Source organism: Desulfobulbus sp., assembly GCF_030824455.1.
In the GTDB taxonomy this organism is placed as follows: Bacteria; Desulfobacterota; Desulfobulbia; order Desulfobulbales; family Desulfobulbaceae; genus Desulfobulbus.
Genome location: NZ_JAVBXR010000100.1, coordinates 16,839 through 32,649 on the forward strand (window position 1 = coordinate 16,839; position 15,811 = coordinate 32,649).

The following is a 15,811-nucleotide window of genomic DNA, read 5'->3' on the forward strand; positions in this document are numbered from 1 at the left end:
AGCTAACACTCCAAAAACGCAGGATTTCCGACAACCCAAACTCCAAAAAGAGGAATTTTTGACATAACGCTTAATCTTTGCAGTGATCCGACAACGGCTTCAACGTCAAACAAGCTCACAAATCTTTTATAATCGGACCATCCTGCAAGCTCTCGACTGAACGAATGAACCATCATCACCGCAGCTACAGCCCGAAATTGCTCCGCCGTGACTAGAGCAGAGACTGCGCGATGAAGTAGTTGATACCTAATCGAATCGTCAACCAAGGCAGTCAATCCCAGAGAATTTAAAAGGAATTCTAGCCGTTTCCTCTTTCCCTCAGAAGCATTTTTCAACCAATCCGTCACTCTTGGCCCCAAAGACTCGCTGACTTTACCTTCCACCATGATGCAGACAGGGCCAGCTAGGGATCGGGACAAGATAAAAATATCGTTTTGCGAACTCTTTTTTCCACCAGGTAGAGGAACCTTGAATTCGGGGATGCCAATGACAGGCTGGAGATCAGCCAAGAGCGGCTCCATGCTTCGTGCAAAGGGTTGCGCTACCTCTTCCGGTAGTCCCTCCGACGACTCCCAACAATATGCTAATGTCCGCGCGGAATATCCTTTTCGCCAATGTTTATCTGGATCAGTCAACAAAGCCTGCCAATCTTTAACTCCGTTCGTCAAAGGAAATAGGCGCGATTTCTTTTCCATAGCCCCTATCTAGCTCCTCAAATACCCATCCACATCATTGGCCACAATCACCCCGTAGTTGATCGCCCCCAGCCAGCCGCTCATGATGATGCCCACCGAGCCGACGTGAAACAGGCCGCCAATCTCCTTATGCAGGGAGCGGGAGATGTCGAGGCCCTCGAACTTGGTGCCGAACGAGGAGCCCTTGGTGTGCAGGGTGTAGCGGTGGAAGGTACGCGGCGTGGCCGATTCGATGGTGTCCACCTTGGCGCGGACGCCGGGGATGTAGCGTTCCAGGTCGTTGAAACAGCGTTCGATCATCGCCTCCTTGGCTGCGCGGTAGGCAGTTTTGTCGAGCCCGGCCCAGTCGTCGAAGTTGGCGTTCATCGAGGCGACGATGGTGTAGTCGGGCGGGCTCTGGGGCCGGGTTCGGGGATAGTAGAGGGAAAAGGTGCGGCTTTTGGTGTCCATCCGCCGCATCTCTTCCGAGGAAAATTCGTCGGCGGTCGAGGTGAACAACAGGTCGCCGATGTCGGCGATGGTTTCGCCCTTGCGGATGCCGAAATAAACCTGACAGCTGGAGTTGTTGACCTGCACCTGATTGAAACGACTGAGGAAATCCTCGGCAAACCGTTCCGGACCGACGAGATGGTCGATGGTGTTGGTGATGCCCGCATTGGAGATCACCGCCTTGGCCCTGATCTCCCGGCCCCGAACCGCCACGCCGACGGCGACGCCGTCTTCCACCAGGATGCGGTCGACCCGCGCCCCGGTGCAGATGTCCACCCCTTTGGCCAGCAGCTCCTCCGCCATCAGGCCAATCAGCTTGTCGGTGCCGCCTTCAAAGGTGAACACGCCCCGATTCATGAAGTTGGAGAAGACAATGCCGTAGGTGATGGCCGGTTCGTCCAGGGTCGAGCCGTTGGCGTAGGTGATCGGCTCCATCAGCAACCGGTGGATGTCGCTGCGGCCAGGAAAAAATCGGGCGAACAGCTCACGGGTGGTCAGGGACTGATCGTCGTAGAAATTCATCGCGTCAACCGCGGCGAAGAAAGCCTCGACCACGGCCTGGTCGACCCCGAAACGTTCATGGAGGATGCGGATGAAATCCTCCTTGCTGAAGGTGGTGGTCAGGGAAAACTGGGGGTTGTCAAAAACGATGTGCTGCAACTGGACGATGGAATCGCGGATGGCCTTGCCCCAATATTTCTTGCAGGTTTTGACCATGCCGTAGGGAAAGCCGTGCAGGCTGACGTCGAAGATGTGGCCGCCGCGCTTGAACCAGGTGGCAAGCCCTCCGAGTTGGGTGTGGTGCTCCAGAAGCAGCACCGAATGCCCGGCCGCAGCCAGCCGGTTGGCGCTGGTCAGGCCGCCCAGACCGGAGCCGACCACGATGACGTCATACTGGGATTGCGCCCTGTCCAAAGGTGTGTAGTGCATGGTTCTCCACTTCGTTGACTCTGTCGACCGTCAGTTTGCCAAGGCGCGCAGGGCGTATTTCAAGACAACAGCGCTGCGGGCAGTCCCGCCGCGTTCGGCGCGGGTCAGCGCAGGATGTGCTGATTGACCACGGTTATGCCGCTGAGCATGGCGCCGACAATGCCCAGATAGCCCTGATCCGTGCCGGCGACAAACAGATTGGGCCACGGGGTCCGGCCGTCCTTGATCTTTTTGCCGCTGCCGTAGACCGCGCCCTCGGCCTTGCGGGTGAACCGCTCGATGGTCACCGGCGTAAAGCTGTCCTGATATACAATGGACGAACGATAATTCCCAATTATTTCCTCGCTGGCCACAGTGGCGGCCTGGGTCCACTGCGCTTTGGCCGGGCCGTAGGCCGCAGCGGGCAACGCCTTCCACAGCGGATAGCTGGCCGCGTTGGTCACCCGGATCTGCGCGGTTTCAACCGGCGGCATGCCGGCAAAATGTTCGGGAAAGCAGATCACGCCCCAGGAGGTGTCGAGCAGATCGTCGGGCCGGCGGTAGTCGAGCCGGGGGTTGTTGTGGTAAAAAATGATGGTCCGGTCACGGCCAAGCGAGGCAGCGTGCGCCTGCGGCAGAAGCGAGATGGTCTCCATGAAACTCATCCGCCCGGTAAAGGCGTCCTGATCTGCATCCCAGCCGGAAAGGCGGATGGTTTCAGGAACCCCGGCGGTGGACAGCACCACGTCGGCGCTCAATGTTTCGCCGCCGGGCAGGCGCACGCCGGCAATCCGCCCGTCCTCAACCAAGATTTCCTCGACCGGACTGCGGTAGCGCAGTTCGCCGCCAAACTCCCGGTACTGGTTGACCAGCAGATCGAGAAATTCGCGGATCACGCCGGCCGGGCGAAAAAAACCTTCCTCAAACACGGCCCGGAACATGATTGCGAACTGGCCCAGGTCCATGTCGCGCTCCTCCGCGTTGCCGTAGACCATCAGCGGCAGGAGCAGCATGTCCTCGAGGCGCGAATGCTGCAACTGTTCGCTTAGGAACTGGCGGGCGGAACGCCAGGGCGCGGGGGCAAAGGGATCGTAGCCGGCCAGGGCGCTCTTGAGTCGGCGGAACCGATCAATGCAGTCGGGAAAGGCGGCGGCAATCGACGTCTCCAACAGATTCGGGTCGTTGGAAAAAAGCAGGGATTGGCCGGCAAAGCGGATTTCCGAGGCGATCTGTTCGTGGAGGGCGAAGTGTTTGCGGGAAAGGCGCAGCTGGCGGAACAGCCGGTTGAGCGGGGCGTGCTTGTCGCCCGGGGCCGCGCAGTTGGTCATGGCGTGCAGGCCGGTTTCCAGCAGCCGCCCCTGGCGGACGTAATAGGAATTGAGCCCGCCAGGGAGACTGTGCTGCTCGAGAATCAGCGTTTTCTGGCCAAAGCGGGCGGCGCGAATGCCGGCCGCAAGCCCCGACAGGCCGCCCCCGATGATAATGAGCTGGTAGTCAGCCATGGATGCGGGGAAAACCGGCGAATCGACGCGGTCGCAGGGAGCGCGCAAAGGCCGGTTGGAGAATCAGACGTCTTTCAGTTTCGGTTCCAGGTAGTTGACGCAACTGGTCAGGGTGGCGAGCTGCGGATACTCTTCTTCCGGTATCTGCATCTTGTAGCGTTTGCGCAACTCCATGACAATATCCAAAAAATCCATGGAATCCAGATCCAACTGGTCCCGCAGGGGGGCGTCGGCGTCCAGTTGGGCAAAATCAGCTTCTTCGTCAATATCTGCTATGATTTCAAGGATAACGTCCTTGATTTCCTCACGGGTCATGCTTCGGTTCCTCTATATATAAAAAAAACGGTTAAACGTGTTTCGTAGGCGCGAAATTGGAGAGAATTACCACACCCCCCTCTAGTTCGCCACAAATCTCTCGACAATCACCACCGAATTTATCCCCAACATACCGAAAGAATTGTTGAGAATGACGTCGACGCGCGGCAGTTGTTGAGGAGTGTTGGCCACCAGACCGGGCAGAGCGCATTCCGGGTCCAGGTTGTCCAGATTGATGGTCGGATGAACCATATTGTCGGTGAACGAAGGCAGGTTGCCGGCCAGTTCGAGCACCCCGGCCGCGCCCATGGCGTGCCCGATGCTCGACTTGGTGTTGTTGATCCAGGTGTTTTCGCACCCGGCAAAGGTCTCGCGGATGGCGTTGCACTCCTCAATGTCGCCCTGCTTAGTGCCGGTGGCGTGGGCGTTGAGGATGGTGACGTCGGCGGGTTGCAGCCCCGCCCGCTTCAAGGCCATCTCCATGCACTGCCGTTGCCGGGGGCCGTAGGGCAGGACGAAATCGCGGGCGTCGGAGTTCATGCCGTAGCCAGTGATCTCGCCGTAGATTTTGGCCCCGCGCGCCAGCGCCCGATCCAGTCGCTCCAGGGTGAACACGCAGCCGCCCTCGGAGATGACGATGCCGTTGCGGTCCAGGTCAAAGGGCCGGCTGGCCTTGGTGGGGTCCTCGTGCTCGGCCAGCGCGCCCTGGGCGCGAAAAGAGGCAAAGATGCCAAAGGAGCCGACGCACTCGGAGATGCCGCCGCACAAGGCCAGGTCCACCTCGCCCAACCGCAGCATCTGCACGCCCTGGATCAGGGCGGCGTTGCCGGCGGCGCAGGCGGCGCCAATGGCGTAGTGCGGCCCGGTGATTCCCAGATTCATGGTAATCTCGCCGGCTGGGTTGTTCAGCACGGTGCGGGGATTGTGGTGATGGGTCCAGTAGTTGACGTCATTGGCGTATTGGCCGACGTTGTAGACCTCGTTTTCGGTCTCCACCGTGCCGTGCTCGGTCAAACCGATATAGACGCCGGTGGCGGCGCGGTCATATTCGGAAAAATCGACGCCCGCGTCAACCAGGGCCTCATTGGCGCAGTAAACGCCGATGCAGCCGGCGCGGGTGCCCCGGCTGTTCTCCCGTTTTTTGCGGTACCGGGTTTCGGCAAAGGTGCAAAGACCCGCCGGATGGACGCCCATATAGCGCAGATCAATGGTGGAGATCCCGCTTTTTCCGGCCAGGAGATTGGCGCGAAAATCGGTCAGGTTGGCGGCGCCGGGCGCGGTCAGGCCGACGCCGGTAATAACAATTCGTTGGTGTTCGGTGTGTTGATTCATCATGCTCTGCAAGGGGTTCAGACGCGCCCGATCCCCTTGATAATGCTTGCGACGCTGCCCATGGCCTCGTCCAATTTGTCGGGCATGGGCCCGCCGGCCTGGGCCATGTCCGGCCGCCCGCCGCCTTTGCCGCCGACGATCATCGCCACCCGGTTGACCAGCTCGCCGGCCTTGACCCGGTCGGTCAGCTCCTTGCTGACCATGGCCAGCAGCGCCGCCTTGCCGTCGAATTCGCCGCCAAGGACAATGATGCCGCTGGGCATTTTGTCGCGGATCTTGTCGCCGATTTCGCGCAGGGTCTTGGGCGAATCGAGCGGCACTCGGCTGGCAACCACCCGCATGCCGTCGATCTCAACGCTGGCGGCCAACAGCTGATCCAGGTCGGACAGGGCCATGGAAGCGTTGAGGGCGGCGATCTGCTTCTCCAGATCCTTCTGCCGTTTAAGCAGGGCCTGAATCTTGTCGACCGCGCCTTCGATCGGCCCGGAGATTGCGGCGCCAATAGCTGAGGCCTGTCGGGCCAGTTCCTGCAGCCAGTGGATCGCGCCGGCGCCGGTGACCGCCTCGATGCGGCGCACGCCGGCGGCAACGCCGGTTTCCATCACAATCTTGAACAGACCGATGTCGCCGGTCCGGCGGGCGTGGGTGCCGCCGCAGAGTTCCTTGCTGAACTCGCCGATGCTGACCACCCGCACCTCGTCGCCGTACTTCTCGCCAAACAGGGCGGTGGCGCCGGCGGCAATGGCCTGCTCGCGCCCGAGCACGTCGGTGGCCACCGGGGTGTTCCTGCGGATCTGGGCGTTGACCAGCTGCTCGATGGTGCAGATTTCGCCGTGGCTCAGGGGCGAGAAATGGGTGAAGTCAAAACGCAGCCGGTTGTGATCAACCGCGGAACCCGCCTGCTTGACGTGGTCGCCCAGCACCTTTTTCATCGCCGCCTGAAGCAGATGGGTGGCGGTGTGGTTGAGGGCGGTGTCGTTGCGCCGCTCCGCCACCTGCAACTCCACCCGGTCGCCGACGCGCACGCTCCCTTGGGCGAGTTGGCCCTCGTGGAGAATCAGACCGTCCACCGGGGCTAGGGTTCTGGTCACCACAAAACGGCCGCCGGGCCAGGTAATCTCGCCCTGATCGCCGATCTGTCCGCCCGATTCGGCGTAAAACGGGGTCTGCCCGCAGCACAGCCGCACGGTCTCCCCCGCCTTGGCCTCAGCCGCTAACTGGCCGGCCTCGTTGACTATGCCCTCAACGATTGAGACGCCCTGGGTGCTTCCGTAGCCGATGAAGTCCACCTTTTTGCCCTGGGCGGCCAGTGCAATGATCCCAGCCTCAAGATGGTCGACGTCGCTGCCTTTCCACGATTTGCGCGACTGTTCGCGCTGCTGCTCCATGGCGGCGGCAAAGCCGGGCTCGTCAAAGGAAACGCCCCGCTCGATGGCGATGTCGCGCACGATGTCCACCGGAAAACCGTAGGTGTCGTAGAGCTTGAAAATAAAGTCGCCCTGAATCACGGCCCGGTCGCCCTGTTCTTTGATCAGATGTCTGATTTCCTGGTCCAGCTTGTTCAAGCCGTGGTCCAGGGTCTCGCCGAAACGCTGCTCCTCGTTGGTGACCACCTTGGCCAACAGCTCGCGGGTGTCGTTGAGATGGGGGTAGGCGGCGTGCATCTCCTCGGCGACCAGGGCGCAAACGCCCGGAAAAAAAGAGCTCAAACCCAGGGCGCGACCGTAGCGGATGGCGCGGCGCATGATCCGGCGCAGCACGTAGCCCCGGCCCTCGTTGGAGGGCAGAACGCCGTCGGCGACCAGGAAGGTGGTGGCGCGGGCGTGGTCGGCAATGACCCGCATGGAGACGTCGTCCGCCTTGTTGTCGTGATATTTTTTCCCGGCCAGCATTGCTACGTGGTTGATGATCGGGGTGAACAGGTCGCAGTCAAAGTTGTTGAATTTGCCCTGAAGCACCGCAGCCACCCGTTCCAGACCCATGCCGGTGTCGATGGAAGGCTTGGGCAGGGGGGTCATCTTGCCGGTCTCGTCGCGATAATACTGCATGAACACCAGGTTCCACAGCTCCAGGAACCGATCGCAATCGCAGCCCAGAGCGCAGTCGGCACGGCCGCAGCCGACCGATGCCCCTTGGTCGATGTGGATCTCCGAACACGGCCCGCAGGGACCGGTGTCGCCCATGGCCCAGAAGTTGTCCTTCTCGCCCATGCGGACAATGCGCCCCTTGGGCAGGGTTTCGATCTGCTCCCACAGCTGGTGGGCCTCGTCGTCGTCGTCGTACACCGACACCCACAGTTTCTGGGGATCAATCCCCAGCTTGACGGTGAGGAACTCCCAGGCAAAGGCAATGGCGTCCTTCTTGAAATAATCGCCAAAGGAAAAGTTGCCCAGCATCTCGAAAAAGGTGTGGTGACGCGCGGTGTAGCCGACGTTTTCCAGATCGTTGTGTTTGCCGCCGGCCCGGACGCTGCACTGCGCCGTGGTGGCGCGCACATAGGGCCGGGTTTCCTCGCCCATGAACACCTTTTTGAACTGCACCATGCCGGAATTGACAAACAGCAGGGTGGGGTCGTCGTGGGGCACCAGCGAAGAGGCGGCCACCCTGGCGTGGCCCTTGCTCTCAAAATAATCGAGGAAGCTTTTTCGTATGTCGTTACCGGTCATTGCGTCGTGATGGCGTTAGTTTTACAGGGATGTTCCACTCTGGAAGATCAGCGGATGCAACGCCTCCGACGTCCTTTTCGAGACGGGCGGCAGGGGCGATAAAAAACGCGGGGCCATGAAAGGCACACAGCAGAGCTGTGCATGATACCATGAATTGAAATGTTGCAAAGAAAAAATGACACAGGCCAGCGCTGATAAAAAAACAGGCGGGATGCAATGCATCCCGCCTGGCTGTTTGCGGTCAAGCCGCGCGACGGGTCAGGCCCGCGCGCACTTGGATTTCAGGTTTTCGCTGTTCAACCCATCTGCTTCTTGGCGTCGACCAGCTGATCGACCACCGACGGATCGGCCAGGGTGGAGGTGTCGCCGAAATCGGCAAAGTCGTTGGCCGCGATCTTGCGCAGAATGCGGCGCATGATCTTACCGGACCGGGTCTTGGGCAGGCCCGGCGCCCACTGGATTGCGTCCGGGGTGGCGATGGGTCCGATTTCCTTGCGCACGTGCTGCCGCAATTCGGCCCGCAACTCCTCGCTCTCCTCGGCCCAGGACATCAGGGTGACGTAGGCGAAAATCGCCTGTCCCTTGATTGGGTGCGGCATGCCGACCGCCGCAGCCTCGGCCACCGCTTCGTGGGCGACTAGGGCGGACTCGATCTCCGCCGTGCCCAGGCGATGCCCGGAGACATTGATCACGTCGTCGAGCCGGCCCATGATCCAGAAATAACCGTCCTCGTCTTTGCGGGCGCCGTCTTCAGGGTCGTAGGTGTCGGGATAGCGGTTGAAGTAAGCTTTTTTGTACCGCTCCGGGTTGCCGAAGACGCCGCGCAGCATGCCCGGCCAGGGTTTGCGGATGACCAGATGGCCGCCTTCGTTGGGGCTGGCCTCCTTGCCTTCCTCGTTAAAGATGGCCGCGTCGATGCCGGGCAGCGGCAGGGTGGCCGAACCAGGCTTGAGCGGGGTGACGTAGGGCAGCGCCGAAATCATGATGCCGCCGGTCTCGGTCTGCCACCAGGTGTCGACAATGGGCAGCTTTTCCTTGCCGATGTTGATGTAGTACCACATCCAGGCCTCGGGGTTGATCGGCTCGCCCACCGAACCCAAAATCCGCAGACTCGACATGTCCCACTTTTGGGTGGGCTCGACCCCTTCCCGCATCAAGGCGCGGATGGCGGTGGGCGCGGTGTAGAAGATGTTGACCTTGAACTTCTCGACGATCTTCCAGAAACGATCCGGCGCCGGGTAGTTGGGCACGCCCTCGAACATCAGCGTGGTCGCCCCCAGACCCAGCGGGCCGTAGAGGATGTAGCTGTGGCCGGTAATCCAGCCGAGGTCGGCGGTGCACCAGTAGACGTCGTCGTCCTTTAAGTCAAACACCCACTGCGAGGTGTGCATGGCGTAGGTCAGGTAGCCGCCGGTGGTGTGGACCACGCCTTTGGGCTTACCGGTGGAGCCGGAGGTGTAGAGGATGAACAGCATGTCCTCGGAATCCATGGATTCGGGCTCGCAGAACGAGGCGATGTCCTTGGCGTTGACCTCTTTGTGCCACCAGTAGTCGCGGCCGTCCTTCATCTCAATCTCGTTGCCGGCCCGGCGGACCACGATGCAGGCCTCGACGGAGGGGCAGGTTTCCATGGCCTCGTCAGCGTTGGGCTTGAGCGGAATCGCCTTGCCGCCGCGCAACACGGCGTCGGCGGTGATCAGCACCTTGGCGTGGCAATCTTCAATGCGGCTCTGCAGGGCCACCGACGAGAACCCGCCGAAAACTACGGAATGCACGGCGCCAAGACGGGCGCAGGCCAATAGCGAAATCGCCAGCTCAGGCACCATCGGCAGATAGATGGCCACCCGGTCGCCTTTTTTGACGCCTTTCTTGCGCAATACATTGGCAAAGCGGCAAACCTCGTCGTGCAACATCTGATAGGTATAGACCTTGACGTCCTCTTCCGGCTCCCCCTGCCAGATGATGGCGGCTTTGTTGCGCCGTCCGTCGGTCAGATGCCGGTCAAGGCAGTTGGTGGAGATGTTGAGCTTGCCGCCGACGAACCATTTGATTTCGGGGGTGGAAAGATCGCACTCCATGACCTTGTCCCATTTTTTATCCCAGGTGACCAGTTCTTCGGCGCGGCCCGCCCAAAAACCCTCGGGATCGTCCATGGAGTGGGCGTAGGCCTTTTTGTACTCCTCCATTGACTTGACCCAGGCCTGCTCGCGCCCCTTTTCCGGCGGCTGAAACACCTTCCCCTCGGCCAACAAACTGGTGATTTTATCTTCCATTGCACTCATAGGACTTCCCCCTCAACGAAAAACCGCTTGTTACAAGTTACCCATGCCGCCCGGCGCCGCGCAACCAACCCCGGCAGACATGACCAGCCAACTCAGAACGCTTCCCTTTCGCCTTCGTCGCGCCTTCAACGCGCCGCGCGGGCAGGCCGCAGCTCTTGACTCCAGTATGTACAGGAGTTTTTCAAAAAAAGAAAACGGATTCCCGCACTCACAGCCGCTCCAGCCTATTTTCTTGCGAAAAATACTCACTCCTGAGAAAAAATCACCCTCCTATCAAAATAATCGCGAGGCGCGATCAAATTCATTGTTGTTTTAACAAGATAGCCGCAAGCGTTTTGCCCATCTCCGGCACAAGACGCACAGGCCGCGCCACTGCGTGCGCCCAAGGGATTGACGCCGGCCGCAGTGGTGATTAAGCATATCCTTAAATACCGAACCACCAACGCGGCTCCTCATGCAAAAAACGGAAATCAACGACACCGCCGCCCTGCTCAAGGCCATGGCCCACCCGATCCGCCTGGAAATTCTCTGCCGGCTTCAGGGCGGAGAATTGTCGGTCGGCGAATTGCAGGCAACCGTGCAGACAACCAACGGCAACATCTCCCAGCATCTGGCGATTCTCCGCAACCAGGGGATCATTGCCTGCCGCAGGGAGGCCAATTTCATCTACAACCGGATCAGCGATCCGCGGGTGGTTGCCTTGATGGCCAGCCTGCAAGCGCTCTTTTGCCGCAACACGCCCTGAACCCGAACCTATCGCAAATCAACCAAAAATCGTCATCCTCAACCATGGAGAACGCCATGATCATTTCCGACTGGATTCATGTTTTTGCCGGCTCCTTCATCCTGCTTAGCCTGGCGCTGGGCGTGGACATCCCGAGCAATCCCCTGTTTGTCAGCCGCCTGTGGCTGCTGCTCGCCGCCTTTGTCGGCGCCAACCTGCTGCAGTTCGGCTTCACCAAGTTCTGCCCGCTCGCGTTGATCCTCAAAAAACTGGGTGTTCCCGAAAGCAGATAAGCGCTACAAAAAATGCGCTGGTCTTGCTTGCCCCTGACCTCACGCTCCTGTTCGGCCGCGCAGGAGCCGGGGCAGGCAAACCAGGGCAACCAACACCAAGCCAAGCCCCAAATACCAGGGGAAATAACCCATGCTGACGCGGAAGGCCTGATCTTCGATAAAGGCGGCTGAACCGTCGGGATGCAACAACCCCTGGGACAACCTGGATCGGTGGATTAGCGCCGCAAAGGCCAGGCCGATAAAACCATAGGCCGCGTTGAAGGCCAGGCCTTTGAAGCTGAGCACCGTGGCCCGCTGGTGCGAAGCGGTGATTTCATTGAGGTAATGGCTGATAAAAAAGCTGGTCAGCATCAGGCCGATGAACACCGCCATCATCGGCAGCGCCCCCAGGTAGGGGACGAACAGGCCAAGCGCAAACAGCGTCGCCAGCATGGCGACGGCCAGCAGCGCGGCGTTGCCGCCGGGCGAAAACCGCTCGACCATCCGCCGGGCAAGCCTGGGCACGAACAATCCGAGCACCGCCACCGCCGAGCCCAACAGGCCGAAGCTCGCCTCCGGCAGATGGATCAGGCGATAGTATTGGCTGGTCAGGGTGACGATCATCCGCAGGGTGTGGTCAAAGGTCATGGCAACCAGGATAATCGCCAAGGCCAGAGGGGTGCGCAGAATCCAGCCGCCGGCGCGCAGGGTCAGCCGGCCGACCTCCCAGAGGGTGACCGCCTCGGAGGATCGTGCCAGAGGCCAATGCAGAGCCTGCGGATCACGCATCCGCAGGGTTGCCGCCAGGGCCAGCACCCCAAAAAACAAGGTCAGATAGATAGGATAGCGCATGCTCAGCTGCTGTGTGACGGTTCCCGCGACGCCCAGCCAACCGAGCACCCGGTTGATCAGACCGGGATCATACACCGCCGCCCCCAGGGTCATGGCAAAGATATAGCCGACGTTCTGGGCCCGCATCTGCATCTCCAGCACACGGGGCCACTCGGCGGCCCGACCGTGCGCGACCAGGGTGTCGTAGGCCAGGGCCTCGTCGGCTCCGCTGGCCATGGCCTCGGCCAGCCCGCTGATCACCCGGTTGACCAGGAAGGCGGCAAACACCCAGGACGGATTGCCCAGCGGCACAAAGGCCAGGAGGGACATCTCGGCGATCATCAGCAGCGAGGTGGTCACCAGCAGCCGCTTGCGCCCCAGCAGGTCGGCCAGGGCCCCGGAAGGAACCTCCGCCAGGACAATGGTCAGCGCCCAGACGGCGTTCAGCAGCGCGAACTGCTCCAGACTCAGGCCAAAATCCAAAAAGAGCACGGTGAAAACCGGGTAATAGAACCGAGCGTTGAACACCACCCGGAAGGCCACGAACAGGCGGATGTTCGGCAGGCTGGAGAGCGAAGCGACCGCGCTTGGCGGCTCCTTCCCGGCCGGTTCTTCAACAGATTGCACAGCCATCGGCGCCTCTCCTTAAAACGTCGCACGCAAGGCCCGCCGCAAACGGGCCGCCCCTCCCGGAACTTCCCTGCACGCGACGTGTAATTGCGTGGACTATTAATGATTTCTTTTATATAGTTCTGAAAATTTCGTCCTGGCGACGGGATTGCCCTGCCCTTCCTGCAACCAGCGCCCTTGGGCGCAACGCAGCGCCGGGAACTGCGCGGTCGGCTGTATACGAGTCATGACACTACAATCCAACATTTTTCGCACTTATACACTGTTTCTCCTGGTTCCGCTATTCGCGGTCATGGGGGGCGGCGGCTATCTGGCCGCGACCGCGATGCGACAGGGGCTCGAGCAGGAGGCCGCCGCCGGCGCAACCGCCGTCCGCCAGATGACGGAAACCGCCGTCGAGGCGGCCCTGGTTCAAACCCTGCGAACCGTTGCCGAGCGCAACCTGACCCTGTTGCACACCCTGCAGCAGAAAAGCCAGTCCGGCGCGTTGACCCTGGACGAGGCCCAATGGCTGGCCCTCGACGCCCTGGCCGCCCAAGGCGGCGGCCAACAGGGCCAACTGTTCTGCATCAACCAACAAGGGCTCATCCTCAGCCATCCCAACAAGGCCCTGGTGAACACCCATCTGGCCGGCGACCTCCTGACACGGCTTCAACAACTCCAGCCCCTGAGTCATGGGGAATATGCAGGGCTTGACCAGCAGCCTGCGGTCCTCTACCGGGCAGACTTTCCGGCCTGGAATTGGACCCTGGCCATCACCTGCTCTCAGAACGAACAACGCAGCCTGCTGCCCCTGGCCGTGATTGCCAAGAAAATCGACGAAGCCCGTTTTGCCGACGGCCGGCGCCCCTTTCTCCTCGATCAGTCCGACCTCTTTTGGGCGCCGCCCGTGGACGCCCGCGAAGCCGCGGCCGACCGCGTCGCCCTGACTGATCTGGCTGACCTTGCCGCGGCCCTGCGCCGCGACAAAACCGGCCGCATCCTCTGGACGCCCCAGGAGAGGCCCAAAGAAGAACAAACCCTCTTTTTCCATCAGCTGCCCCACTATGGATTGATTGTCGGCATTGCCGCTCCCAGCGCGGCTCTGGCCAAACCGATCACCCTGTTCCAGCGGGGAGTGCTCTTCGGCCTGCTGCCCCTGGCGGCCCTCGCCCTGGCCTTGGTCTCCTTGCTGGCCCGCCGCCTGTCCGACCCACTGCGCCAGCTGGCCGACGAGCTGGCCGCCATTGACGAACACCACGCCGAGCCGATCCGCTCCTGCGCCGACACCGAAGAACTGACCGCCATTGCCGCGCAGTACAATCGTCTGCTGACCACTTTTCAGGAACACCATCGCCGGCTCATGGCCGAACAAACCGCCAGCGAGCACATCCAGCGGCAGCTGCGCCTGGAAATCGCCGGCAGGACCGAAACCCAACACAAACTGGCGGCCGAAAACGCCACCCGCAAAAGCGCGGAAAATTATCTACTGCTGTTCAAAGGCATTTTCGACAACGCCATCGAAGGCATTTACATCACCGACCCCGAGGCCCGCATCCTGACCGTTAACCAGTCGTTCGCCAAAATCACCGGCTACCAGCCGGCGGAGGTCATCGGCCACAATCCGAGCATGCTCGGCGCCGGTCGCCGGGGACAGGATTTTTACCAGGGATTGTGGCAGGGGTTACGCTCCAGCGGCTCCTGGTCGGGCGAAATCTGGAACCAGAAGAAGGACGGAACCGTCTGCCCGCAGTGGCTCTCGATCAGCGTCATTAAAAACGAACAGCAGCAAATCACCCATTATTTCGCCTTTTTCCACGACATTACCGAACTCAAGCGCAAGGAAAAACAGATCTCGATCATGGCCTACAGCGACGCCCTGACCAAACTGCCCAACCGGGCGGCGCTGGAACACCGTTTGGCCCAGGCCATTGCCCGCGCCTCCCGTGACCGGCTGACCCTGGCAGTGTTTTTTATTGATCTCGACAACTTCAAAAACATCAACGATTCCCTGGGCCACGACAAGGGCGACCAGGTGCTGATCGAGGTGGCTGCCCGTCTCTCGAAAACCATCCGCAGCGAAGACACCCTGTCGCGTCTTGGCGGCGACGAATTCATCCTGCTTAGCGAGAGCATCGAAAACGAACAATCCATCTACAATCTGGCCACCCGCATTCTCGCCGCGCTCAAGGAACCGATTGCGCTATCCCCCAACACCATCTACATCAACGCCAGCATCGGCGTCTCGATCTTCCCCGAAGACGGAAAAACCACCCAGGAACTGATTAAAAACGCCGACATGGCCATGTACAAGGCCAAGAGCGAAGGCAAAAACAAGTTCGTCATGTTCACCCGGGAGATGAACGAAAAGCTGCTCAACCGCATCCGCACCGAAAGCGCGATCCGCACCGGCCTCAAACAACGGGAGTTCACCGTCTTCTATCAACCCAAAATTGATTTGACGGACGACCAGATCACCTCGTTTGAGGCCTTGATTCGCTGGCGCAAAAACGGCGCCCTCATCGGCCCGGACAGCTTCATCCCGATTGCCGAGGAGTCCGGCCTGATCGACGAGATGAGCTTGTACGTTCTCGACGAGGTCTGTATATTTCTCGAGAGAATGCAGCGACAGAACTTCCGGACGCTGCCAATCAGCGTCAACATGTCGCCCCGCACCTTTAACAACCTGCACATCGTTGAAACCATTGACGCCATTTTGGCAAAGCACCGCATCGATCATCAACTGATCGAATTCGAGATCACCGAAACCACGGCCATGAAAGACGTCCAACACACCCTGGCGGTCATGCAGCGCTTTCGCCAGCGCGGCATCCGTTTTTCGATCGACGACTTCGGCACCGGCTATTCCTCACTCAGCTACCTCAGCGAGATGCCGGTTTCGACCCTGAAGATCGACAAGCGGTTCATCAGCGCCGACGACGCCAACAGCCGCAGCATCGTCTCCACCATCACCGCCATGTCCAAACAGATGCAGCTCAAAGTGGTGGCCGAGGGCGTTGAAACCCTGCCCCAACTGCAATGGCTGCGCGGCATCGGCTGCAACGAGGTCCAGGGGTTCTATTTTTCCCGGCCCATGCCCGATCAGGACGCGCTACGCTACATGCAATCCCCCATCATTGCCGCTCTGCCGCTGGACGCCTCCCACCACGCACTTGTTCATTGAT

Annotated in this window: 12 protein-coding genes; 4 read left to right on the plus strand and 8 right to left on the minus strand. The window is 60.5% G+C overall.

Annotation, left to right across the window (positions count from 1 at the left end; all coding sequences use genetic code 11):
- Positions 1-2 precede the first annotated feature (2 nt).
- The 7 genes from RCH93_RS12035 to acs form a co-directional block, all read right to left on the minus strand.
- Positions 3-695: a hypothetical protein gene (locus RCH93_RS12035; RefSeq protein WP_306548654.1), complete on the minus strand. Its 693-nt coding sequence runs from the start codon at positions 693-695 to the stop codon at positions 3-5.
- Between the two features lie 9 nt (positions 696-704).
- Positions 705-2,114, minus strand: a complete 1,410-nt coding sequence (locus RCH93_RS12040; RefSeq protein ID WP_306548655.1) for an NAD(P)/FAD-dependent oxidoreductase — start codon at positions 2,112-2,114, stop codon at positions 705-707.
- Positions 2,115-2,218: 104 nt separating this feature from the next.
- Positions 2,219-3,595, minus strand: a complete 1,377-nt coding sequence (locus tag RCH93_RS12045) for an NAD(P)/FAD-dependent oxidoreductase (RefSeq protein WP_306548656.1) — start codon at positions 3,593-3,595, stop codon at positions 2,219-2,221.
- 63 nt (positions 3,596-3,658) lie between these two features.
- Positions 3,659-3,910, minus strand: coding sequence for an acyl carrier protein (locus RCH93_RS12050; RefSeq protein ID WP_306548657.1), 252 nt, complete (start codon positions 3,908-3,910; stop codon positions 3,659-3,661).
- A gap of 81 nt (positions 3,911-3,991) precedes the next feature.
- The gene (locus RCH93_RS12055; protein ID WP_373693293.1) at positions 3,992-5,242 is read right to left on the minus strand and encodes a beta-ketoacyl synthase; all 1,251 of its coding nucleotides are present in this window, start codon (positions 5,240-5,242) and stop codon (positions 3,992-3,994) included.
- A gap of 17 nt (positions 5,243-5,259) precedes the next feature.
- Entirely contained in the window at positions 5,260-7,908 is a 2,649-nt protein-coding gene (gene alaS, locus RCH93_RS12060) for an alanine--tRNA ligase (protein ID WP_306548659.1), read from the minus strand.
- A 296-nt stretch (positions 7,909-8,204) separates the two neighbouring features.
- Positions 8,205-10,190, minus strand: a complete 1,986-nt coding sequence (gene acs, locus RCH93_RS12065) for an acetate--CoA ligase (RefSeq protein ID WP_306548660.1) — start codon at positions 10,188-10,190, stop codon at positions 8,205-8,207.
- Between the two features lie 79 nt (positions 10,191-10,269).
- On the opposite strand from acs, the gene RCH93_RS12070 reads away from it, so the two are divergent.
- The 3 genes from RCH93_RS12070 (at position 10,270) to RCH93_RS12080 (ending at position 11,207) form a co-directional block, all read left to right on the plus strand.
- On the plus strand, positions 10,270-10,506 hold the full coding sequence (locus tag RCH93_RS12070; protein WP_306548661.1) for a hypothetical protein: 237 nt from the start codon (positions 10,270-10,272) through the stop codon (positions 10,504-10,506).
- Between the two features lie 138 nt (positions 10,507-10,644).
- Complete coding sequence (locus RCH93_RS12075; RefSeq protein WP_306548662.1) at positions 10,645-10,935, plus strand: helix-turn-helix transcriptional regulator; 291 nt, start codon at positions 10,645-10,647, stop codon at positions 10,933-10,935.
- Positions 10,936-10,991: 56 nt separating this feature from the next.
- A complete protein-coding gene (locus tag RCH93_RS12080) occupies positions 10,992-11,207 on the plus strand; it encodes a DUF2892 domain-containing protein (RefSeq protein ID WP_306548663.1) in 216 nt (71 codons plus the stop codon).
- Positions 11,208-11,246: 39 nt separating this feature from the next.
- Here the strand turns inward: RCH93_RS12080 and RCH93_RS12085 are convergent, their stop codons facing one another.
- On the minus strand, positions 11,247-12,650 hold the full coding sequence (locus RCH93_RS12085) for an MFS transporter (RefSeq protein ID WP_306548664.1): 1,404 nt from the start codon (positions 12,648-12,650) through the stop codon (positions 11,247-11,249).
- Positions 12,651-12,873: 223 nt separating this feature from the next.
- Between RCH93_RS12085 and RCH93_RS12090 the strand changes: the two genes are divergently transcribed.
- A complete protein-coding gene (locus tag RCH93_RS12090; protein WP_306548665.1) occupies positions 12,874-15,810 on the plus strand; it encodes an EAL domain-containing protein in 2,937 nt (978 codons plus the stop codon).
- Position 15,811 lies beyond the last annotated feature (1 nt).